This is a genomic window from Nocardia sp. NPDC050718 (assembly GCF_040654235.1).
Lineage (GTDB): Bacteria > Actinomycetota > Actinomycetes > Mycobacteriales > Mycobacteriaceae > Nocardia.
In genome coordinates this window covers 255,791-277,558 of the sequence record NZ_JBFAHQ010000001.1, presented here as the reverse complement: position 1 = coordinate 277,558, position 21,768 = coordinate 255,791, and the positions used below count along the sequence as shown (strand labels likewise).

At 69.2% G+C, this 21,768-nt stretch carries 24 protein-coding genes; 12 read left to right on the top strand and 12 right to left on the bottom strand.

Annotated elements, in window-relative coordinates; all coding sequences use genetic code 11:
* The first annotated feature begins 106 nt into the window (after nt 1-106).
* Nucleotides 107-1,540: a threonine/serine exporter family protein gene (locus AB0H54_RS01270; protein ID WP_357341986.1), complete on the top strand. Its 1,434-nt coding sequence runs from the start codon at nt 107-109 to the stop codon at nt 1,538-1,540.
* A gap of 10 nt (nt 1,541-1,550) precedes the next feature.
* On the opposite strand, the gene AB0H54_RS01265 is transcribed toward AB0H54_RS01270, so the two are convergent.
* Complete coding sequence (locus AB0H54_RS01265; protein ID WP_357341984.1) at nt 1,551-2,318, bottom strand: GntR family transcriptional regulator; 768 nt, start codon at nt 2,316-2,318, stop codon at nt 1,551-1,553.
* Nucleotides 2,319-2,619: 301 nt separating this feature from the next.
* Here AB0H54_RS01265 and AB0H54_RS01260 point away from each other — a divergent pair, with 301 nt between their 5' ends.
* Entirely contained in the window at nt 2,620-3,132 is a 513-nt protein-coding gene (locus AB0H54_RS01260; protein WP_357341982.1) for a hypothetical protein, read from the top strand.
* Nucleotides 3,133-3,136: 4 nt separating this feature from the next.
* Here AB0H54_RS01260 and AB0H54_RS01255 read toward each other — a convergent pair whose 3' ends face one another.
* Complete coding sequence (locus AB0H54_RS01255) at nt 3,137-5,509, bottom strand: lysylphosphatidylglycerol synthase transmembrane domain-containing protein (RefSeq protein ID WP_357341980.1); 2,373 nt, start codon at nt 5,507-5,509, stop codon at nt 3,137-3,139.
* Between the two features lie 160 nt (nt 5,510-5,669).
* Between AB0H54_RS01255 and AB0H54_RS01250 the strand changes: the two genes are divergently transcribed.
* On the top strand, nt 5,670-6,599 hold the full coding sequence (locus AB0H54_RS01250; protein ID WP_357341979.1) for an NAD(P)-dependent oxidoreductase: 930 nt from the start codon (nt 5,670-5,672) through the stop codon (nt 6,597-6,599).
* A gap of 3 nt (nt 6,600-6,602) precedes the next feature.
* Here the strand turns inward: AB0H54_RS01250 and AB0H54_RS01245 are convergent, their stop codons facing one another.
* On the bottom strand, nt 6,603-7,544 hold the full coding sequence (locus AB0H54_RS01245; protein WP_357341978.1) for an MBL fold metallo-hydrolase: 942 nt from the start codon (nt 7,542-7,544) through the stop codon (nt 6,603-6,605).
* Nucleotides 7,545-7,685: 141 nt separating this feature from the next.
* Between AB0H54_RS01245 and AB0H54_RS01240 the strand changes: the two genes are divergently transcribed.
* Nucleotides 7,686-8,075, top strand: coding sequence for a hypothetical protein (locus AB0H54_RS01240; RefSeq protein ID WP_218718383.1), 390 nt, complete (start codon nt 7,686-7,688; stop codon nt 8,073-8,075).
* Nucleotides 8,072-9,223, top strand: a complete 1,152-nt coding sequence (locus AB0H54_RS01235) for a cation:proton antiporter (protein ID WP_357341977.1) — start codon at nt 8,072-8,074, stop codon at nt 9,221-9,223. Before AB0H54_RS01240 ends, AB0H54_RS01235 begins: the two co-directional genes overlap by 4 nt.
* On the opposite strand, the gene AB0H54_RS01230 is transcribed toward AB0H54_RS01235, so the two are convergent.
* The 3 genes from AB0H54_RS01230 to AB0H54_RS01220 form a co-directional block, all read right to left on the bottom strand.
* On the bottom strand, nt 9,220-9,612 hold the full coding sequence (locus AB0H54_RS01230; protein WP_355275185.1) for an RNA-binding S4 domain-containing protein: 393 nt from the start codon (nt 9,610-9,612) through the stop codon (nt 9,220-9,222). The two genes, AB0H54_RS01235 and AB0H54_RS01230, sit on opposite strands and share 4 nt — an antisense overlap.
* A 3-nt stretch (nt 9,613-9,615) precedes the next feature.
* A complete protein-coding gene (locus tag AB0H54_RS01225; RefSeq protein ID WP_355275443.1) occupies nt 9,616-10,176 on the bottom strand; it encodes a C40 family peptidase in 561 nt (186 codons plus the stop codon).
* 328 nt (nt 10,177-10,504) lie between these two features.
* Nucleotides 10,505-10,795 carry a hypothetical protein gene (locus AB0H54_RS01220; protein WP_355275186.1) on the bottom strand — a complete coding sequence of 97 codons (291 nt, stop codon included), beginning with the start codon at nt 10,793-10,795 and terminating at the stop codon, nt 10,505-10,507.
* A gap of 108 nt (nt 10,796-10,903) precedes the next feature.
* Between AB0H54_RS01220 and AB0H54_RS01215 the strand changes: the two genes are divergently transcribed.
* From AB0H54_RS01215 to AB0H54_RS01205, 3 genes are all read left to right on the top strand, one after another.
* The gene (locus AB0H54_RS01215; protein ID WP_357341975.1) at nt 10,904-12,085 is read left to right on the top strand and encodes an AAA family ATPase; all 1,182 of its coding nucleotides are present in this window, start codon (nt 10,904-10,906) and stop codon (nt 12,083-12,085) included.
* A 262-nt stretch (nt 12,086-12,347) separates the two neighbouring features.
* Complete coding sequence (locus tag AB0H54_RS01210; protein ID WP_357341973.1) at nt 12,348-13,298, top strand: alpha/beta hydrolase; 951 nt, start codon at nt 12,348-12,350, stop codon at nt 13,296-13,298.
* 192 nt (nt 13,299-13,490) lie between these two features.
* Complete coding sequence (locus tag AB0H54_RS01205; RefSeq protein ID WP_071930967.1) at nt 13,491-13,781, top strand: hypothetical protein; 291 nt, start codon at nt 13,491-13,493, stop codon at nt 13,779-13,781.
* Nucleotides 13,782-13,843: 62 nt separating this feature from the next.
* Here AB0H54_RS01205 and AB0H54_RS01200 read toward each other — a convergent pair whose 3' ends face one another.
* Nucleotides 13,844-15,028 carry an acetyl-CoA acetyltransferase gene (locus AB0H54_RS01200; protein WP_357341971.1) on the bottom strand — a complete coding sequence of 395 codons (1,185 nt, stop codon included), beginning with the start codon at nt 15,026-15,028 and terminating at the stop codon, nt 13,844-13,846.
* Nucleotides 15,029-15,238: 210 nt separating this feature from the next.
* Between AB0H54_RS01200 and AB0H54_RS01195 the strand changes: the two genes are divergently transcribed.
* The 3 genes from AB0H54_RS01195 to AB0H54_RS01185 are packed head-to-tail and all read left to right on the top strand — an operon-like array spanning nt 15,239 to nt 18,781.
* Nucleotides 15,239-16,069: a hypothetical protein gene (locus AB0H54_RS01195; RefSeq protein WP_355275193.1), complete on the top strand. Its 831-nt coding sequence runs from the start codon at nt 15,239-15,241 to the stop codon at nt 16,067-16,069.
* A gap of 28 nt (nt 16,070-16,097) precedes the next feature.
* Nucleotides 16,098-18,032 (top strand): fumarate reductase/succinate dehydrogenase flavoprotein subunit, encoded by a 1,935-nt coding sequence (locus tag AB0H54_RS01190; protein ID WP_357341969.1) that lies wholly within the window; start codon nt 16,098-16,100, stop codon nt 18,030-18,032.
* Nucleotides 18,033-18,034: 2 nt separating this feature from the next.
* On the top strand, nt 18,035-18,781 hold the full coding sequence (locus AB0H54_RS01185) for a succinate dehydrogenase/fumarate reductase iron-sulfur subunit (protein WP_357341967.1): 747 nt from the start codon (nt 18,035-18,037) through the stop codon (nt 18,779-18,781).
* A gap of 48 nt (nt 18,782-18,829) precedes the next feature.
* Here AB0H54_RS01185 and AB0H54_RS01180 read toward each other — a convergent pair whose 3' ends face one another.
* From AB0H54_RS01180 to AB0H54_RS01165, 4 genes are read right to left on the bottom strand one after another with little or no spacing between them, the layout of a single operon-like run.
* A complete protein-coding gene (locus AB0H54_RS01180) occupies nt 18,830-19,006 on the bottom strand; it encodes a hypothetical protein (RefSeq protein WP_357341965.1) in 177 nt (58 codons plus the stop codon).
* 59 nt (nt 19,007-19,065) lie between these two features.
* A complete protein-coding gene (locus tag AB0H54_RS01175) occupies nt 19,066-19,281 on the bottom strand; it encodes a DUF397 domain-containing protein (protein WP_218718372.1) in 216 nt (71 codons plus the stop codon).
* Nucleotides 19,278-19,496 (bottom strand): DUF397 domain-containing protein, encoded by a 219-nt coding sequence (locus AB0H54_RS01170; RefSeq protein ID WP_218718371.1) that lies wholly within the window; start codon nt 19,494-19,496, stop codon nt 19,278-19,280. The genes AB0H54_RS01175 and AB0H54_RS01170 overlap by 4 nt, the downstream gene beginning before the upstream one ends.
* A complete protein-coding gene (locus AB0H54_RS01165) occupies nt 19,493-20,410 on the bottom strand; it encodes a helix-turn-helix transcriptional regulator (RefSeq protein ID WP_355275202.1) in 918 nt (305 codons plus the stop codon). Before AB0H54_RS01165 ends, AB0H54_RS01170 begins: the two co-directional genes overlap by 4 nt.
* Nucleotides 20,411-20,613: 203 nt before the next feature.
* Here AB0H54_RS01165 and AB0H54_RS01160 point away from each other — a divergent pair, with 203 nt between their 5' ends.
* Nucleotides 20,614-20,799: a hypothetical protein gene (locus AB0H54_RS01160; protein ID WP_316573056.1), complete on the top strand. Its 186-nt coding sequence runs from the start codon at nt 20,614-20,616 to the stop codon at nt 20,797-20,799.
* Here AB0H54_RS01160 and AB0H54_RS01155 read toward each other — a convergent pair.
* Entirely contained in the window at nt 20,796-21,743 is a 948-nt protein-coding gene (locus AB0H54_RS01155) for a DNA-3-methyladenine glycosylase 2 family protein (protein WP_357341964.1), read from the bottom strand. The genes AB0H54_RS01160 and AB0H54_RS01155 overlap by 4 nt on opposite strands.
* Nucleotides 21,744-21,768 lie beyond the last annotated feature (25 nt).

The window sequence follows — 21,768 nt, the reverse complement described above, 5'->3', positions numbered from 1 at the left end:
GTCGGCCGTCGCGGCCGTCCCGCCGGTCAGGCGCCGCTGCCTGACCGGCGGGACACCAGGGGCCGCGACTCGAGCGCCCAGCGCTCCGAAAAATTGCGGCGGTGACATGGCTTCGGACGGCAAGAGTTCTTCCTGGACGGCGACGCGGCGCAGGGTCGCCCGCGCCATCGCCAGGGTCAGAGCCGACTACGCGGCGGGCGCGCCGTCACCACCGCATCCGGCCGAGCCACCGGTGCCCGCCGATCTGCTGATTCTGCTGTGCCGCATCGGCGTCGCGCTCGTCGGCGCCAGCGAGACCTCGGCGCGGGTGCAGGAGATCCTCGACAAGCTGTCCAGGCGCTACGGCACCGACAACATCCACTTCATGGTGCTGCCCACCGCGGTGTTCGTGCGGGTACGCACCGCGGAGGGGTCCGCGATCGACATGCTCGACGCCTCGGTCGGCACCCTGCCGCTGGACCAGATCGCCGGGCTCTACCGGCTCATCGACCACATCGAGGCGGACGCGCCGCCGCCGCGGGAGGCGGCGAGGGAACTCGACGCGATCCTGTCGGCGAAACCGGGCAGCCCGCCGTGGCTGATCCTGCTCGGCCAGGTGGTGCTGACCGTCGGGCTGGGGATGATGCTCAATCCGGCGGCCAGGGCGCTGGTCGGGTACGTGGTGCTCGGGCTGGTCGTCGGCGCGCTGACCCAGCTCGCCGACAAGGTCCGGCTGCTGTCCCTGGCCCTGCCGGTGATCGCGGCGGCGCTGGTCGCGGTGCTGGCGTTCGGCTTCCCCGGCACGCTCTCGGGTGGGCAGCCCACCCAGTTGGTGATTCCGGCGATCGCCACACTGCTGCCCGGCGCGATGCTCACCAACGGCACCATCGAGCTGGCGACCGGGTCGATGGTCGCGGGCGCGAGCCGGGTGGTCTACGGCATCAACATGCTGTTCCTGCTGGCCTTCGGGCTCTACGTGGGCATCAGTGTGCTCGGACCGCTGTCGAATCCGACGGTCAGCCAGGCCCAGCTGGGCTGGTGGGCGCCACTGATCGGGGTGCTGCTGATCGGCTTCGGGCACTCGTGGCGCTCGAGCGCGCCGCAGAACTCGGTGGGCTGGTTGCTGCTCGTCCTGTATGTCACCTACCTGGCCCAGTTCGTCGGCAAGACGCTGTCGGGGCCGCTCACGGGCGCCTTCCTCGGCGGCCTGATGGCGGTGCCCGCCGCCTATCTGATCCAGGGCCGCAAGCACGCGCCGCCGCGGCAGGTGGCGTTCCTGCCCGCGTTCTGGATGCTGGTACCCGGCGGCATCAGCCTGACCGGGGTGTCCGAGGTGGTCATGCACACCACCGGCACCACGGCCGCGAGCGGACTCGAGGTGGTGGTGTCGGCGCTGCTGTCGGTGATGTCGATCGCGCTCGGGGTGATGGTCGGCTCGGGTCTGTCCGCGACGCGCACCCCGAACGTGGGCCCGATCATCGATTCGATGCTGCCGCAGGGCCGGCACCTGCCCTGGCAGCATCAGGCCGAGGCCGCCGAGCGTTCCGACCCAGACAGCTGAGGCAATTCGGTCAGGCGGTGGCGGCCGCGGCGTCGGCCGGTGTCGCGCCGACGAGCTCGTCGAAGCGGGCGATGACTTTCTCGTGGTAGAGCGCGAACAGGTCCTCGAACAGGGCCAGTTGCGCCTCGGTCGGGTCCGAATCGGCGTCCCACACCGCGAGCAGCGCGCGCCAGACGAGCACGTGCAGATCGGCGGCGACGGCGAAGTAGGCGGCGACCGCCTCGGGCACCTCGACGACCATGTCGGCGACCGAGTTCAGCACGGCGCGTTGCATGCTCATCCCGAGCACGCCGAGCACCTGGCGCACCAGCGCGATCTCGGCGGTGATGATCCGGACGTGATCGGGCACGCTCTGCCGGGCCATCGCCTCCAGCTCGTCGACGGCCGCGGCCAGCTCGGCGGAGTCGAGAACCTTCTCGGCGGCGGTGTAGCCGAGCAACGCCTCGAGCACGATGCCGCGCTCCACCTCGACGATGTCGGTGAACATCTCCGCGGCGACGGCGGGCGCGGTGACGGAGAACCGGAACAGATGCCGGTACACATCCATGCCGCCCTCCTCCCGGACGTCGCGGATGGTGAAGCCCTTGCCGCGGCGGGCCTCGACGAAGCCGTAGGACTCGAGCCTGCCGAGGGTGAGTTGCGCGGTGGCCCGGTTCATCCCGAACTCGTCGGCGACCTGGCGGACCGACGGCATCAGATCGCCGGGCCGGTACTCACCGGTCGCGACCCGGCGCGCCAATTCGTCGGCGACGTCGGCGACCACCGTCCGGGATCCCATCGAAACAACACCTCTCGGTCATCATCCGGCTACGTCCCAGACAGTTTATGCGCTCGAACCGCACCCCGCACCAACCAGCGGCGGCTGTGGGGCGGTTCACGTCCGACGGCCGATCGCCCATTGGAACCGACCGTACGGCCTGATCGGCAAGCCACCGGCAACACCAGGAATGCCCGGTAGCACGCGGGCACGCCGGGGAAAACACGAGGCGCCGTTCCCCCGCGTGGATCAGACAGCATTGCGCGCCACCATGATTGAATACGCCAGCAACTGGGGAGTTAAACATCTATTGGAGGTTGGCGTGAAAGCAACTCGGCTCGCGGCCACCGCCGCCGCCGGACTCGTCGTGCTCGCGGGCCTGTCCGGTTGTAGCGACAACAACGACGAACACGCCGCACCCGCGACGAGCACGACGATGACGACGACCGCGCCCACCACCACCAACGCGGACCCCACCGGCACCCCGATCGCACCGCCGCCATCACCGAGCCCGACGCCGTCGTCCGCCCCGGAACCACCCCCGGTCACCACCACCAGCGATGTCGCGCCAACGCCGTCGCCGCAGCCCGTGGACGTGGACTGCGGCCCGGTCACCGACGCGGGCGGACACAGCCGCACCGTCATCGCGGTCGGCAACGCGGCGGGCCGTCCCGGCTGCACCGTGGCGATCAACGTGGCCACCAGCTATGTCACCACGATCAGCCCGTCGGATTCGGTCGTCGTCGACGGCTGGCAGTGCAATGCCCAGCCCGACGCCACCACCCCGTCGGTGTGCACCAAGGACGGCCTGGTGATCGCCCTGCGCGCGGACTGATCGCTCAGATCATCTGCTTCTCGCCCATCCAGCGCATGATCGGCCAGCCGAGGGCGACGGGAATCCAGCAGGTCAGCACGCGGTAGAGCAGCACGGCGGGCACCGCGATCTCGGCGGGAACGCCGAAGGCGGCCAGACCACCGATCAACGCCGCCTCGACCGCGCCGACGCCACCCGGTGTCGGCGCGGCCGAGGCCAGCGTGCCACCGATCATGGTGACGATGGTGACCGCGACGAAATCGGTTCCGCCGCCGAAGGCCTCGACGCTGACCCACAGCGCCAGCGCCTGCCCGAGGGTGATCGCGCCGCAGCCGCCGACGATCATCGAGAACCGGACGGGATTGCGGGCCAGGTCGACGAGCTCGCCGAGGACCTCCTTGAGCTGCGGGCGCACCGACTGGTTCACCCAGCGGCGCAGCGTCGGCACGAACATGAACGCGCCGATCAGGCCGACCCCGACGCCGGCGGCCAGGTACAGCACGGTCGCGTCCGGCACGATGTGCGCGAGGTTGGTCGAGGTGCCCGCCACCACGCTGAAGATGACGAGCAGCACGAGATGGGTGATGACCTGCACCGATTGCTGTAGCGCCACGGCGGCGGTCGCCCGCATGGTCGTCATCCCGGCCTGCTGCAGGAACCGCACGCTCAGCGCCAGCCCGCCGACGCCCGCGGGCGTCGTGGTCGCGACGAAGGTGTTGGCCAGCTGTTCCAGGAACAGGTCGCGGAACCGAACGACCCAGTCCGCGCAGGCGCCGAGCGCCACGGCCGCGCCGACATAGGTGGCCGCCGAGATCACCAGGCCGAGCAGCGCCCACCACCAGTTCAGCGTGCGCAGCTGGCTGAAGAAGGTCGGCACCTGGCTGAAGAAGGGATATGCCACGTAGACCAGGGCGACCAGCAGCACCAGCTGGATGATCTGGTTGCGGGTGAAGCGGGTGAGCTGTTCGGGGCGGATCCGGTCGTGACCGGTCTGCTCGCGGATCTCCTCGCGCGCAGTCGCCATGACCTTGGTCCACTGCGGCACCGACTTGCGGATGCCGGTCGGCATGGCCGATTTGGTGAGGCGCCGGGCCGCGGTGATCACCGTGGCCTCGCCGAGCACCTCGATCGCCGCCGACACCGCCTCGTGCTTGCCGTAGAGCGAGGTCGTCGCGACCAGCAGCTGGGCGATGTCGGTCTGGCGCTGCGCGTCGGCCGCGCCGAACTCGGCGAAGGCGAAACCGCCGAACAGGGTGTCGCCCTGGTGGACTCGCACGTTGTCGGGTTGCAGATCACCGAGGCTGATCTGGTTCTCGTGCAGGCGCAGCAGCGAACGCCACACCCCGGGCAGCACCTGCGCGGACAGCTTCCGGATCGGGGTGCCGTGCGGGACGGTGTGCGCGTACAGCATCCAGCCACGGTCCAGACCGGCGACGGCGACCTGGTGACAATCGGCCATGCCGAGGTCACCGATGGCGATGCCCATCAGCGCCCGGTGCTCCACCGCCCGATGCATCGAACCGTGCAGCGGGGCGGTCTCGCTGGACCGGAAGGTGATCCAGCGCCACAGCTGTCTGATCGCGCCGAAGCTGCGCTGATCGCGGCCGTACATCTCGACGACGATCTCGGACTCCGGCCCGTCGACCTCGGTCCCCAGCAGCAGCGGACCGCGCCCGGCGGGCCGGTCGACCCGGAAGGCCCGCACGGTATAGCCGCGCCGGGCCAGCACCCGCACCGCCGCTTCCAGCGGCACCTCCAGCGCCGGGGTGCCGACCAGCCAGACGATCACCGCGCCGACCAGCCAGCCGACCACCAGGCCGAGCATGGCCCGCGCGGGCACCACCGAGCTGACGACCAGGTGGATGGGCGCGAACATCAACAGCAGGAACCACATCCACCGCCGCGGCCGCGGCGGCAACCACGGACTGGAGACGGTGAGCATGGCCGCGAGCATCGCGATCCAGCGTGGGTCGTCGAGGAACTGCGAGAGGAAGGTGTCGAAGCGATCCGGCACCGGCATATGCCATTTCGGCGTGGAGATGCCGGACCCGGTGATCGAGAGCGCGAGGACCGCGAACATCCCGGCCGCGGCGTAGCCGGCCAGCAGCTTCCACTGCCTGCGCAGCACCAGTTCGATCAGGATCGCGAACGGCAGCGCGAGGATGAGCATGCCGTAGACCAGGTACACCAGGGTGGACTGATCCGGGCTGAGGAAGTCGACGATTCTGGACACCGAACGTTCCAGCGCCAACCACTCCGGCCGGGTGATCAGCGAGCCCGCGATCACCACACCGACCCCGAGCGCGGCCAGCACGACCCGGATGATGTCGCTGGTACGTCGGATCAGCGGCTGCAGGAGACTTCCCGTGACCGGGATCTCCCGACCGTCGACTCGCATGAGCCGCACGATACACACCGACACGCCGTCGACCCGCCGTGACATCGGCCCAATTCCCGGTCACCGTACACCGGGTGAAGCCCGTCACAGACCGTCACATCGCCGGTGCCCGATTCGTCCAGGAAGCAGGGAAACACTCACTCCGCCGGAAGGAACTCCCATGCAGGTTCTGCTCGCAGGCGCCACGGGCGCCATCGGTCGTCCGCTGATCCGCGCGCTGACCGCGAACGGGCACCAGGTCTCGGCCATCGTGCGCAGTCCCGACGCCCATCCGCTGGTGCGCGAACTCGGCGCCGAGCCGGTCACCGCCGACGTGCTCGATCGCGACGGGCTGCTGCGCGCGCTCGACGGGACCGCGGCCGACGCCGTGATCCACGAGGCGACCGCGCTGCGCGATGCCAAGGTGCAGCGCCGGATTCCCGCCGACGACCCGACCGGTCTGCTGCGCACCGCAGGCACGGCCAATCTGCTCGCCGCGGCCGAGCTGGTCGGCGCTGGTCGCTTCGTCACCCAGTCGCTGATCCTCGGCTACGGCTACCTCGATCACGGTGACCGGCCGCTGACCGAGAGCGATCCGTTCGGGGTGTGCACCGGTGGCGTTGCCGACGAGGTGGTGCGCGCGACCGTCGCGGGCGAACAGCAGGTGCTCGAGACGCCGGGCGTGGACGGCATCGCGTTGCGGTACGGGCTGTTCTACGGACCCGGCGCGTTCAGCGACCTGTTCGCCGACATGATGCGCAAGCACACGCCGGTCGGGCCGCTCGGGTCCGGCGGCGTCAACAGCTGGATCCACGTCGAGGACGCCGCCGCCGCGACCGTCGCCGCGCTCGAACGCGGTACCCCGGGCCGGGCCTACAACCTGGCCGACGACACCCCGATCACCTGGCGTGACTTCCTCACCGAGGTCGCCCGCAGCCACGGCACGCCCCGCCCGATCCGGCTGCCCGCGTGGCTGATCCGGCTGGCCGTGCCCTATATCGGGGCGCTGATGACGGAGACGTCGATGCGGATCTCGAGCGCACTGGCCCACGAGGAACTGGGCTGGCGGCCGCGCTACCCGAGCGTGGCCGCCGGACTGGCCGCGCGCTGAAGCTCAGCGCGGCGCGCGGGCGGTGACGGCGGCGCGATCGTGGCCGGGGATCAACTCGATGTCTTCGGGCAGCGCGTGCAGGCGGTGCAGGGTCTCGAAGGCGGCGTCGCGATCGTCGTCGAGCAGGTCGCCCGGCAGCGGGGCCTTCTCCCGCAGCAGCTCGACCTGCAGGGTGCTCCACACCGCGTCGCCCGCCAGCAGCACCCGCGACCCGTCGTCGACGGCGAGCAGCACGCCGATGCTGCCCGGCGTGTGCCCGGCCAGGTCGACCAGCACGACCGCGCCGTCGCCGAACAGGTCGTGGCTGCGGGTGAAGGTGAGCACCGGCGGTCCGTCGAGGTCGTAGAGGTCGAAGACGCGACCGCGCAGCGGACCCCTGGCGACCCCGAGCGGGGCCTGCGATCCGCCCATCGCCCACTGGTATTCGACGCCGGGCACCCGGATCGGCACCCAGCCGGGCAGCTCGTAGAGCCCGGCGACGTGGTCCCAGTGCAGGTGCGTCGGCAGCACGAAATCGATGTCGGCGCCGGTCAGCTCGTGCGCGGCCAGCACCTCGCTCAGGCCGCGCACCGGCTGATCGGGCGCGACCAGCAGCGGGACGGGGAACGGCAGCTCGGGCAGCACCCGCTCGTGCACGCCGGCGCAGATCGCCGGATCGACCAGGAAGGTGGCCGACGGGTGCCGCACCAGGAAGGTCGACATGGTCAGCGGCGTCGACCGCAGCGTCCGCGCGCCCTCGGCGACGATCGCTGTGGGCGCGGACATCTCGGCCTGGACGAGCGCGGTGAGGGCAACGGTCGCGCGCGCCTTCGGCAGCGGCGCCGACTCGAGCGCGGCCAGGAACGCGTGGTCGGCGGGACGCGGCCACAGCAGCCGCGGCACCGTCGCGACGACAGCGACACAGCAGGCGAGAAGCGTCGATAACATCGTCCTGCGCTCACCCATAGTTGCCACCGTAGGCGATCGCCCACAACCCGACCACCGCGTACTTTTCGGGGCCCGGCGCCCGGATACCGATCGCGCAAACAAACGACAACATCCAGCGACTCTCCCGCTAACCGGGCACCAGCGGCGGATGATGATTCGATGGCAGACCAAATCATCCAGGTGCAGTGGAAGGCCACCCCGGAGGAACACGACTACCCGGCCGCCGCCGACTATCTCGAGCTGCTCGGCGACGCGACGGTGGTCGAGGCGATCGTCGCCGATCTCCGCAGCGCGCCGGTGGTCGTGAAGAAGGCGAAGGACATCCTGCGCGCCTCCCAGCTCGAGGCCCTGACCCCGGACAACCCGCACGTGCGCAAGGACCTGCTCAAGATCAACGAGGGCAAGAAGCTCTCGCCGATCCTGCTGGTCCGCGGTGACTGCCGCAAGAACGTGCCGATGCTCATCGCCGACGGGTACCACCGGGTCTGCGCGCTCTACTTCGCCGACGAGAACGCCGAGATCCCCGCCAAGATCGCCGCGATGCCGTGACCTTCGCGACCCTGGCGCTGATCGTCGCGCTCGGGGTGATCGGGCCACTGCTCGCGCTGCCGAAGCGGCTGCATCTGCCGGTCATCCTCGGTGAACTGCTGGCCGGGATCATCTTCGGTACGACGGGTCTGCAGATCCTGGACGCGAGCGATCCGATCTTCATGTTCCTGGCCGACATGGGATTCGCGCTGGTGATGTTCGCGGCGGGCACGCACGTGCCGGTGCGCGACCCCGCCGTGCGCGGCGCGCTCGGCGCCGGCGTGGTGCGGGCGGTGCTGGTCGGCGTCGTCGCCGCGGTCGCGGGCTGGGCGGTAGCGCAGGCCGTCGGCATCGGCCACGCCGCGATCTACGCGGTGCTGATGGCGTCGTCCTCGGCGGCGATGGCGTTGCCGATCATCGACTCGCTGAAACTGAGCGGGCCGCCGGTCCTCGCCCTCACCGCGCAGGTCGCCATCGCCGACACCGCCTGCATCGTCGCGTTGCCGCTGGTGATCGACCCGGACAACGCGCTGCGGGCCGCGATCGGCGCGGTGGTCGTCGCCGCCTGCGCCGGCGTGATGTTCCTGATCCTGCGGTACCTGGAGAAGACCGGTGCGCGGCGGCAGGTGCACGAGGTGTCCGAGGAGCGCAAGTTCACCCTCGAACTGCGGGTGAGCCTGGTGCTGGTCTTCCTGCTGTGCGGCGTGGCCAGCACGATGCACGTCTCGATCATGCTCGGCGGCTTCGCGGCCGGACTGGCGGTGGCCGGGATCGGCGAGCCACGGCGGGTGGCCAAGCAGGTGTTCGCGATCAGCGACGGGCTGCTGGCGCCGCTGTTCTTCGTCTGGCTCGGGGCGCGGCTGGACCTGCGCGAGCTGGGTGCGCATCCGGAGCTGATCCTGCTCGGGATCGCGCTCGGCGTCGGCGCGGTCGTGGTGCACTGGACCGCGCGCCTGGTCGGTCAGCCGCTGGCCTACGGCACGCTGGCGGCGGCGCAGATCGGGGTGCCGGTCGCCGCGGTGACGGTGGGTAGTCAGCTGGGCGTGCTGGTGCCCGGCGAGGGGTCGGCGATCATGCTGGCCACCCTGTGCACGATCGGTCTCGCGACGATCGCGGCGAGCAGACTGGCGGCGAAGGCACCGCGTAGCGCTGAGTCAGAGTCGCGCTAGTCGGTACGGCCCATCAGTCGATCCGTTTCGCGGCGTTCGCGTTTCGTCGGCCTGCCCGCGCCGCGCTCGCGCTGCGGGATCGAGGCGAGGACTTCCTTCGGCGGTGGCGGCGGGCTGCGGTCGATCATGCACTGCGCGGCGATCGGTGGTCCGACGCGCTTGTGGATGATCCGCTCGACCACCACGATGCGCTCGAGTCCGGCGTGCCGGATCCGCACCTCGTCGCCGAGCTTCACCTGCTGCGCGGGCTTGACGGTGACGCCGTTGATCCGCACGTGTCCGGCGCGGCAGGCTTCCGCCGCAGCCGAGCGCGTTTTGAACAATCGAACCGCCCAGGTCCAGGAGTCCACACGGGCCTGGGTGGTGGAACGTTGTTCTGCGGGGGTCACCCCTTAGACGATACGGCGAGCCGTGACGACGTCGTCGGCGCTGAGGTGGGTGTAGGACACCGGGGTGCCCGACTGCACCGCGTTCAGCAGCTGACCGTTGCCCGCGTAGATGCCGACGTGGCCGCCACCGTTGGTGATGACGATGTCACCGGCCTGCAGGTTGTCGAAGGACACCGGCGCGCCGACGTGCGACTGCTCGAAGCTGGTACGCGGCAGTTCGATACCGGCCTGGCGGTACGCCCACTGCACGAGGCCGGAGCAGTCGAAGCTCGACGGGCCTGCGGCACCCCAGCTGTAGACCGCGCCGAGCTTGGTCCGCGCGGCGTCGAGCGCGACGTTGCCCGCCGACTGCTGCTGCTGGAAGGGGTTGTCGAAGGTGACGCTCGGCAGCTGCGGGGCGGCCTGGCCCTGCGGCGCGACCATCGCCTGAAGCTGCTTCTCCACCTGCTGCGCGGGCTGCTCGAGCTCCGGCGGCAGATCGAAGTTACCGAGGCCGGGAATGTTGATCGTGGCGGCCTGCGAGATCGCGGGCATCGCACCGGTCGTGGCGGCCACCGCACCCATGACGAGGGCACCCTTGACGGAATTCGGCAGACGAGAATCCCGCTGCAAGCTGTGTTTACCCACCGAGACGAGTCTCCCTCTTGCTGCTCCACCACCGGTCGTCGGAATCGCTTGGCGACGACAACTATTCGGCGGTGACTCAATGGCGCCGTTTCTCTGACGAAGCGACAGACTCCACTAAGTCACGAGAAGATTACGGCCTGTGATGGAAGCTGTCCAGCGAAGCACGCAAGTTGTTTTCCCGCATCCGCGAAAGCCCTGAACAAGAGCCTTCTCCCCGGCGTGTCGCCACGGGTCACGAGTCGTTACACCCGCGCGCCGATCGTTATCAGCGGTGTCCGTCGCGGCGGCCGAGCGCCCGTTCCAGCTCGGCGACGCGGGTGCGCGCGTCCGCTAGATCGACCTCCAGCCTGCCGACGGCGATCAGCAGCGGACCCAGCGCCATGGCCGACATCGTCTGCAGGTCGTCGGCACCCGGCTCGGAGACGGCGGCGCGCAGGAACACCCGGATCGACTCGGTCAGGTGCGCGTCCGGTGGCAGCCGCAGCGCGTCGAGGTAGGCGGCCGTCGACGTCACCATCGGCTCACCGTGCGCGTTCCGCTGGGGTTCCTCGGCCATGCCGCTCCGTTCGCTGTCGACTCGGTGTCTCCGGTTCGCTAGCAGTATCTAGGACACAGCCCAGAGTTACCGAGATTCCCCTGCCGATCCGCGCTACGGTTGTCCGGCATGGACCCCGTGCGCAATCCCTACGCTCCCGGCGCCGGCCAACGTCCACCCGAATTGGCCGGGCGCGACAAGCAACTCGCCGCCTTCGACATCGTGCTCGAGCGAGTGGCCAGGGGCAGGCCGGAGCGCAGCGTGATGCTCACCGGACTGCGCGGGGTCGGAAAGACCGTGCTGCTCAACCAGCTTCGTTCGGCGGCGATCTCGCGCGGCTGGGGCACCGGCAAGATCGAGGCGCGGCCGGACCAGGATCTGCGCAGGCCGCTGTCCTCGGCGCTGCACATGGCGGTGCGTGCGATCGCGATGGCGCATCGCAATCCCGAACACGTCGACGACTTCCTCGGCATCCTCAAGGCCTTCGCCCTGCGCGCCACCGCCGACAAGGGCATGCGCGAACGCTGGCAGCCCGGCATCGACGTGCCCGCGGTGACCGGCCGCGCCGATTCGGGCGACATCGAGATCGACCTGATCGAGCTGTTCAAGGAGGCGGCGGCGCTGGCCGCCGACATCGGCGTCGGGATCGGCATCTTCATCGACGAGATGCAGGATCTCGGCCCGGCCGACGTGTCGGCGATCTGCGGCGCCTGCCACGAGCTGAGCCAGGACGGCGCGCCATTGATCGTCGTCGGCGCCGGGCTGCCGCATCTGCCCGCGGTGCTGTCGGCCTCCAAGAGCTATTCGGAGCGACTGTTCAGCTATCACCGCATCGACCGGCTCGACCGGCAGGCGGCCGACCTCGCGCTGATCGCTCCGGCAGAGCGCGAAGAGGTGAAGTTCACCGAGGACGCGCTCGACTCGCTCTACCAGAAGGCCGACGGCTACCCGTATTTCGTGCAGGCCTACGGCAAGGCGGCCTGGGACCAGGCGCCGGACAGCCCGATCACCGCCGAGGACGTCGAGGTGGCCGCGCCCGCCGCGGAGGAGGAACTGGCGGTCGGGTTCTTCGGCTCCCGGTACGAACGCGCGACGCCCGCCGAGCGCGAGTACATGCGCGCGATGGCCGACCTGGCCGGCGACGACGGCCCGGTCGCCACCTCGGCGGTCGCCGCCGAGCTCGGCCGCAAGCCCGCCTCGGTCTCCCCCGCGCGCGACGGCCTGATCAAGAAGGGCCTGATCTACTCGGCCGAGCGCGGCACGATCGGGTTCACGGTCCCGCACTTCGGCCGGTATCTCCGGAGCGTATAGCTCTCTGCCGCTTTCTAGCACTTTCGACAGAAAGCCGAAGAGAACCCTGTCGACGATGATCTACGGATTTCTAGTCCGAGGACTAGAGACCCGAAGAATCTCCTGCATAACGGCGAGAGGTCGCCCGGATTCGGTTGCGCATCGGCTGGATAACGCCAGGATTGGCGGGCTAACGGGCCGGAAATCAGAGTCGAAACACCCAGTACGCGGCCTACCTCCCCGGCGGGCCGCGGCCAGCGCTCCAGAACCGCGGGAGGCCGCTATGTCGAAGTCGTTCGCCACCACCGATCTCGTCGGCCGGCGCGCCACCGTCGTCACCGACGACGGTGTGCCGATCGCGGTCCGCACCTTCGGAGCCGCCGACGCCGCGCTGACCGTCGTCTTCGTCCACGGCCACTGCCTGCACACCGAGTCCTGGGCGTTCCTGCGCGAGCACCTGCTCCGGCACTGGGACGCCGAGACCAGGATGGTCTTCTACGACCACCGCGGCCACGGCGAATCCGGCCACGCCGACCACGCGACCTACACCATCGATCAGCTGGCCACCGACCTCGACGCGGTGCTGCGGGCGATCGCGCCGAACGGCCCGGTGGTGCTGGTCGGGCACTCGATGGGCGCGATGGTGCTGCTGGCCTACGCCCGGCTGTTCCCCGCGGCGATCGGCACCAGGGTCGCCGGGATCGGGCTGATCGCGGGCGCGGCGGGCGGGATCACCGAGGTCGGCCTCGGCCGGCTGCTCAACCGGCACGCCGTGGCCTCGCTCCAGCACGCGGTGCTGCGCGCGCCCCGGGTGATGCAGGCCTCGAAGCGCTTCTCGCGCTGGATCTTCGGGCCGCTGATCCGTGAGGCGGCCACCGGGACGCGCCGGGTGAATCCCCGGGTCGCCGCGGTCGCGACCGCGATCCTGAACGAGACGCCGCTGCTGACCATGTCGGGATTCCTCAGCTCACTGCTGACCTTCGACGAGGCGCGCACCCTGGCCCGGCTGGGCGACCTGCCCGCGCTGGTACTGGCCGGCTCGGCCGATCTGATGGTGCCGTTCACCCACTCGGTGGTGCTGGCCTCGCAACTGGCGGGCGCCGAGCTGGTGCGGATCGAGGGGGCGGGACACAGCGTCATCCTCGAGCGCGCCGAGGAGGTCGCGGGGTCGATCGCGGCGCTCGTCGAACGCGCCGCGGCGGGGGTCCGCAAGCACTACGCGGTCGCGGGCTGAGACCCGGAGTTACCGGACGGCAATCGTCCGATCCGGGCCAACTTCGGGCACAAACCGAAAAGCTCGGTTATTGTGGTGGAGATCACGTTGTGTGGTGAGTCACACGGCTCGGTGCAGTGCGGCCCGGGAGTTCACGGGCATGCCAGGTGATCCGACGAGTCGGTATGCCCGCCATATACACAGGAGGTAACGATGACACGCAGCGATATCGCGGAACTGCGCTACGCGGTCGGTCAACTCCGGCAATCGATCGGCGCACTGCGCTCCAACTACGGCGACGCGGCCACCGTGCGCCGGCTGGAGAACGACCTGGAGCGGCTCGTCATCGATGCCGAGGAGTTCGAGCAGGCGCCACCGCCGGAGCTCGCCGTCCCACGCAGGTCCGAACCGATCTACGTACCGGACAGCAAGTCCGACGAGGCCGCCTGGATGGGCGCTCAGGACGAGGGCCTGGGTTTCCACTCCCGGCCGAGAACCAAGTAAATAGTCAGACCTGTTCACCGGCGCGGCGGTCCTGCCACCCAGGGTCGCCGCGCCGACCCCTGTCAGGCGCGATGCCTGCCGAACCGGCGCCCCGGACGGACCCCGTGGAACCTGGCCCCGCGCGGGGTCTCGGTCGGCTCGTCGGAGTCGGCCGATTCGAACAGCGCCGCGATGCCATGGTCGTGGCCGAGCGCGATCGCCTCCAGGCCGTAGCGGCCGCCGGTGCGGCCCAGCTCGTGCAGCATCGTCGTCATGATCCGCAGGCCGGTGGCGCCGACCGGGTGCCCGAGGGCGATATCGGAGCCGTTCACATTCAGCCGGTCGTGCGGGTCGATCTCCCATTCGGTGGCCAGGGCGAGCACCTCCACCGCGTAGCCCTCGTTGATCTCGAGCAGGTCGACCTCGTCGAGCGAGCAGCCGGTGCGGGCCAGCAGCTTCGCCACCGCGGGCGCCGCGCCGAGCGCCGGGCCCTCGCTGTCGCAGCCCGCGGCGGCCCAGCCCGCCAGGAACGCCATCGGGATCAGGCCGAGGTCGGCCAACCGGTCCTCGGCGACGACCAGGCAGGCCGACGCGCCGAGCCGGTGCGTACTCATATTGCCCACGGTGACGACACCGTCGGCGAGCAGCGGCCGCAGCCCCGCCAGCGTGTGCGTCGACAGGTCGTCGCGCACGCCCTCGTCCCGGCGGATCTGATGCTCGAGCGACCCCGCGGCGACGCCGACCGGCACCACCTCGGCGCCGAACGCGCCCTGCCGCCAGGCCCGCGCCGCCTTCCGATGACTCGCCACGGCGAACTCGTCGGCGGCATTGCGGTCGATGCCGTAGTAGTGCGCGAGCCGTTCGGCGTTGTGCAGACCCTCCCGGCCGCCGGGCAGCCCGGCCCGCGCGGGCGCGCACTCGACGCCACCGGCCACCACCACATCGGCCGCGCCGGTCTGCACCATCATCGCCGCGGTGATCACCGCCTGTAGGCCGCTGCCACCGTGCCGGTCGGTGAGGAAACCGGGCACCGCGAACGGCAGTCCGGCACCGCGCGCGGCCAGCGCGCCGATCGCGGGCACGTCGGAGAGACCGCCGTCGACACAGGCCATCGCGACGTCCTCGATGCGTAGCGGGTCGATCCCCGAACGCTCGATCACGGCCGAGAGGACCGTGGTCGCCAACCACTCGGCGGGCATCCCGGACAGCGCACCGCCCTCCACGCCACTCGGCGTGCGGACGGGCGCCACGATCGCGGCTCTTCTCATCGTCACAGGGCACCACAGGTTTGTTGCACGGGCGTGACCGGCTGTCACGGGAGTTATTGCTGTGACAGAGATCACCGGAGGGTGAAACGGTCGGTTGAGTGAGACCCGGCTCGAGCGGCGAGAACACAGGCGTATGGTGCTCCACATCACAATCCATCGCGGTGGGGAATGATCAACCGCCGCACGGCCTAGATCAGCGAGGCATCCACCGTGAGTGCCGCACCGACCACCAGCCCGTCGTCCGGGACGGGCGTGTTCAGCAAGACGAGGGCCCGCATCGCCGCGCGGACCCTGCGCACCGACCGCTGGTGGCTGCCACCACTGCTCACCGCGATCGGACTCGGCGCCTTCATCGTCTACGCGACGATCAGATCCTTTGTGCGCACGGCCTATTGGGTGCCGCAGTACCACTATCTGACGCCGTTCTACTCCCCCTGCCTGAGCGACTCCTGCGTCCCCGGCTCGAGCCACTTCGGCACCCCGTTCGGCGAGCTGCCGATGTGGATCCCGCTCGGCTTCGTGGTGCTGCCGTTCCTGCTCGGCTTCCGGCTGACCTGCTACTACTACCGCAAGGCCTACTACCGGTCGGTGTGGTTCTCCCCGCCCGCCTGCGCCGTCGCCGAACCGCACGCGCGCTACACCGGTGAGTCGCGGCTGCCGCTGATCATCCAGAACTCGCACCGCTACTTCTTCTATGTGGCGCTGGTGGTCTCGCTGATCAACACCTACGACGCGATCACCGCGTTCCACGGGGAGACCGGCGGTTTCGGCTTCGGCCTCGGCAACATCGTGCTGCTGGTCAACGTGATCCTGCTGTGGGCCTACACGCTGTCGTGCCACTCGTGCAGGCACATCGCGGGCGGCAGGCTCAAGCACTTCTCCGCGCATCCGGTGCGGTACTGGTTCTGGACCCAGGTCTCCAAGCTCAACACCCGCCACATGGCGCTGGCCTGGACCACCCTCGGCACCCTCGTGCTCACCGACTTCTACGTGATGCTGGTTGCCAGCCAGACCATTTCGGACCTGCGGTTCGTCAACTGAATCGCGTCGACTCCAGGAGCTAGTTCGAATGTCAGATGTGGAACGGCACGACTACGACGTCGTGGTGATCGGGGCGGGCGGCGCCGGGCTGCGCGCGGTGATCGAGGCCCGCGAACAAGGGCTCTCGGTCGCGGTGGTGTGCAAGTCGCTGTTCGGCAAGGCGCACACCGTGATGGCCGAGGGCGGCTGCGCGGCCTCGATGGGCAATGCCAACGAGAAGGACAGCTGGCAGACCCATTTCAAGGACACCATGCGCGGTGGCAAGTTCCTCAACAACTGGCGGATGGCCGAACTGCACGCGCAGGAGGCCCCCGATCGGGTGTGGGAGCTGGAAACCTATGGCGCGCTGTTCGATCGGACGCCGGACGGGCGGATCAGCCAGCGCAACTTCGGCGGCCACACCTACCCCCGGCTGGCCCACGTCGGCGACCGCACCGGCTTGGAACTCATCCGCACCATGCAGCAGAAGATCGTCTCGCTGCAGCAGGAGGACTTCGCGGCCACCGGTGACTACGAGGCCAGGATCAAGGTCTTCGCCGAGTGCACCATCACCGAGCTGCTCACCGACGGCGGCCGGATCGCGGGCGCCTTCGGCTACTGGCGCGAGTCGGGTGGCTTCGTCCTGTTCACCGCGCCCGCGATCGTGCTGGCCACCGGCGGTATCGGCAAGTCCTACAAGGTGACCTCGAACTCCTGGGAGTACACCGGCGACGGCCACGCGCTGGCGCTGCGCTCGGGCGCGACGCTGATCAACATGGAGTTCCTGCAGTTCCATCCGACCGGTATGGTCTGGCCGCCGAGCGTGAAGGGCATCCTCGTCACCGAGGGTGTGCGCGGCGACGGCGGCGTCCTGAAGAACTCCGACGGCAAGCGCTTCATGTTCGACTACATCCCGCCGGTGTTCAAGGGCCAGTACGCCGAGACCGAGGCCGAGGCCGATCAGTGGTTGCGCGACAACGACTCCGCGCGCCGCACCCCCGACCTGCTCCCCCGCGACGAGGTCGCCAGGGCGATCAACGAGGAGGTCAAGGCGGGACGCGGCACCGAGCACGGCGGCGTGTACCTCGACATCGCCTCCCGGATGTCCGCCGACGAGATCGTCCGCAGGCTACCGTCGATGCACCACCAGTTCAAGGAACTGGCCGATGTCGACATCACCGCCGAGCCGATGGAAGTCGGCCCGACCTGCCACTACGTGATGGGCGGCATCGAGGTCGACCCCGACACCGGCGCCGCGGTGGTGCCCGGATTGTTCGCCGCCGGTGAGTGTTCCGGCGGCATGCACGGCTCGAACCGGCTCGGCGGCAACTCGCTGTCGGATCTGCTGGTGTTCGGCCGCCGGGCCGGACTCGGCGCGTCGGCCTACGTCCAGCAGCTCACCGACCGGCCCGCACCCGCCGAGACCGATATCGAGGCGGCGGCGAAAACCGCGCTCGCGCCGTTCGATCCGCCCGCCTCCGGCCCGGGCGAGAACCCGTACACCCTGCACAGCGAGTTGCAGCAGACGATGAACGACCTGGTCGGCATCATCCGCAAGGAACACGAGGTGCGCGAGGCGATCGAGAAGCTGGCGCAGCTGCGCGCCAGATACGCCCAGGTGACCGTCGAGGGGAAACGGCCGTTCAACCCCGGCTGGCATCTGGCACTCGACCTCGCCAACATGCTGCTGGTCAGCGAATGTGTCGCCGAGGCCGCGCTGCTGCGCACCGAGAGCCGCGGCGGCCACACCCGTGACGACCACCCCGGGATGAACCCGGACTGGCGCAACAAGCTGCTGGTCTGCGCGGTCGACCCGGCCACGCGGGATCGGCAGGTCCCGGCGGTCACCGTCACCCCGGCCGATCAGACACCGATGCGCGATGACCTGCTCGCCCTGTTCGAGCTGAGCGAACTCGAGAAGTACTACACCGAGCAGGAATTGGCCGAACATCCGGCGGCCGGCTCGACCGAGGGAAAGGCGTAGCGATGGGGTATGACGCCCGGTTCCGGGTCTGGCGCGGTGATCTCGACGGCGGTGGCCTGGAGGACTACACGGTGCTGGTGAACGAGGGCGAGGTGGTGCTCGACATCATCCATCGCCTGCAGGCCACCCAGGCACCCGACCTCGCGGTCCGCTGGAATTGCAAAGCGGGCAAATGCGGTTCGTGTTCGGCGGAGGTGAACGGCAGGCCGCGGTTGCTGTGCATGACGCGGATGTCGACTTTCACTCAGGACGAGGTGATCACGGTGACGCCGATGCGCACCTTCCCGATCATCAAGGATCTCGTCACCGACGTCTCGTTCAACTACGAGAAGGCAAGGGAGATCCCCTCTTTCACGCCCCCGGCGGACCTGAAGCCCGGCGATTACCGGATGAAACAGGTCGATGTGGAGCGCTCGCAGGAGTTCCGCAAGTGCATCGAGTGTTTCCTGTGCCAGAACACCTGTCACGTGGTCCGCGATCACGAGGACAACAAACCGGCCTTCGCCGGCCCGCGCTATCTGATGCGCATCACCGAACTGGAGATGCACCCGCTCGACACCGCCGATCGCCGTGAAATGGCACAGGAGGAAGCGGGTCTGAGCTATTGCAATATCACCAAATGCTGCACCGAGGTGTGCCCGGAACACATCAAGATCACCGACAACGCGCTCATTCCGTTGAAAGAACGCGTCGTCGATCGCAAATACGACCCGATTGTCTGGCTCGGCAACAAACTGTTCCGCCGGTAGGCGGCGACGCCGCGGGGTACGTGCTCTGCGTACCCCGCGCGTCACTGTCTACAGCACGGCGACAGTCCCCATCGCGACCAGTCCGACCAGTAATCCGATGAACAGCGCCGAGAGAAACGAGCCGGTGAGCACATAGATCCCGATCGCCGATACCGCGAACAGCAGTATCACGATCAGGCGCTCGACCCCGTCCTCAGGCGCCAGCCTCCGGTACCGGGGTGGCATCTTCTTCAACCCTCGGTCCATATACCTGGGCTACCCGCCGCGTCTTGATCCAAACGTGATCAAGGGCGATCGAACTCGCCGTCGTGCACGCCCGCGGTGAACGCGGTCCACTCGCTCGGGGTGAAGATCAGCACCGGACCGTCGGGATTCTTGCCGTCGCGCAGCGCCACGTACCCGTCGGGCAGCATGGCGACCTCGACGCTGCTGCCCTCCCCCGCCGTCCCGGCGCGCAGCCAGGTCGCGCCGGTGGTGTCGATGGTGCGCTTGCTGTTCACCGCGCGCCCAGAGCGCAGGCGAACGCGCCGTTGTCGATGCCCTGGGTGAAGGCGTCCCAGCTCGGGCCGTCGAAGACCAGCGCTGGTCCCGCCGGGTTCTTGCTGTCGCGCACGCCGACGCGTCCGCCGAACAGGAACGCCACTTCGACGCAGTCCTTGCCGGCGCCGCTGCGCGTGCTCTTGAACCAGTGTGCGTCGACGAGATCGAAACTCATGCCACATACTCCTTCGCGACCTGCCGCAGCAGGTGTCTACTCGGTTGAATATCCAGCGCATGACGCTGGAGGCACTCGTGAGCCCGGTCGTACCTTCTGACATCCGCGCGTCGTTCCAGGTAGAGATCGCCGGTGAAGCCTTCGGCGTACACCACCGGTGGTTCGACCGGTTGCCCCTTGCTGTCGGTGCCGAACTCGAGAACCGTGAAAGGTCCGGTGGAGACTCCGAGTGGAACACCGGCGGCAAACGGCAGGATACGCAGTGTCACATTGCTTCGGGTGCTCGCGTCGGCAAGATGTCGCAACTGCGCAGCCATCACCTTTGCATCACCGACGATGCGATGCAATACCGATTCGTGCAGAACCACATCGATCTCGGCGGGCGAATGCTTGCGGGTGATCAAGGCCTGCCGTTGCAGCCGTAACGCGACCCGGCGATCGAGCTCGTCGACCGAATCCTTGGGATAGCCCAGTTGATTCAGCGCACGCGCGTAGTCGGCCGTCTGGAGCAGACCGAGGACCAATTCGGACTGATAAGCCCGCAGCCGATGCGCCGATGCCTCCAAACCCACATAGACATCGAAGTTTTCGGGAATCAGATCGCCGTAGGCGTGCCACCAGCTCTTGACGGCGGCCTGCTGCGCGAGGCCGGTCAGGCCCTCGGCGAGATCGTCCGGGATGCCGTAGATCCGGCACAGTTCGTGGATGTCGATCGTCCGGATCCGGTCGGCCTGGCCCTTTTCCAGGCGCTGCAACGTACTGGCGCCCCATTCCATCAACTTGGCGGCCTCGGCGATGGTCAGACCCGCCTGGGTCCGCCAGTCGCGCAGATAGCGGCCGAGCTGACGGCGCGGCAGCGTCGAGGAGACTCCTGCCGCCGGTCCACCCGCTCCGGTCGATGCGTTCGCTGCCACAGCCCCACTCCTTCTGTGCTCGCAACCCGCCACAGCCCACAGCCCCGCCTATGGCGGTGGATTTCGTCCACTATGGGGAATCCTGCACTCCCCGTTGGATGCCGTGCTGGGAATTCGCCGCTAAATATCGGGATCGGCGCGTACCGGCCGTTAGCCGAACGGTTGCGTGCTCTCCTGGAGACATGCAATTGAGCGATGTGAACATGCATATTGCCGCTGCACTACTCGGTTGCGGCACCGATCCGGGCCCGATGGACGCCGAACAAGCCCATGCCGCAATGCAATTGCACCTCGACTGCACGGTCGACGAGTGCCGGGTCCGCCGCAGGGCGCGCACCACCCTCGTCGACGCCGGGCACTGCGTGCTCGACCAGCGCGCGATCCGCTAGCGGTGCCGGTGGTCGGTGATCGGGGTGCGCGGCCCGAACTTCGGTTTGCGCGCCTGCCCGCTCAGCGCGAGCAGGCGGACCGCGCGATAGCGATGCGGCCGTAGCGGTTCCAGGTACTCGATCATCGCGTCGTCGTCGATCGGCTTGCCGAGCAGGCTCCAGCCGACCGTCGCGGCGAGGTGGTAGTCCCCGACCGAGAGGGCGTCGGCGTCACCGAAGGCGCGCTGCGCGGTCTCGGCAACCGTCCAGACACCGATGCCGGGCAGGCTGCGCAGCCGCAGCGCGGCCTCGGCGGGCGACAGCTCCGCGGTGCGCTCGATCGAGTCGGCCACCCTGGCCGCGCGCACGATGGTCTGCGCCCGCTGTGGGCCGACATTGGCCCGGTGGTACTTCCACGACGGGATGCGCCGCCAGGTCTCGGCGTCGGGGGCGACCATCAGCCCGGCCGGCGCAGGCCCCGGTGCCGCGGTGCCGAACTCACGGACCAGGCTGCGCCAGGCCGCGAACGAGGACTTGGTGTGCACCTTCTGCTCGAGGATCGCGGGCACCAGCGATTCGAACACCAGCCCGGTCCGCAGCATCCGCAGGCCGGGCACCACGCGATGGGCTTCGACCAGCTTGGGATGCTCGGGCGCGAAGTCGGCCAGGTCTTCCTCGAGGCACAGCATGCGGTCCAGCCCGGCCAGGAACTCCGCCGCGCCGGGCCCCCAGGCCCGCGCGTGCGCACCGTCGCGGCCGTCCTGGACGAGCCGATAGGTGACCACCCCGGTCGGCATCCGGGAGGCGTGCCAGTGCGCGCCCGCGGCGTCGACGTGGTGGCACGGATCGCCGCCACCGCGCCGCAGCGGCACGACGGTGAGCCCGACGTCGAACGGTCGGCTCGACCGGACGGTCCTGGACAGCCCGGCCGTCGCCAGGCCGGGGTCGAGGGTCTGATCGCGCACCAGACCATTGTGCGCGACTGCTATC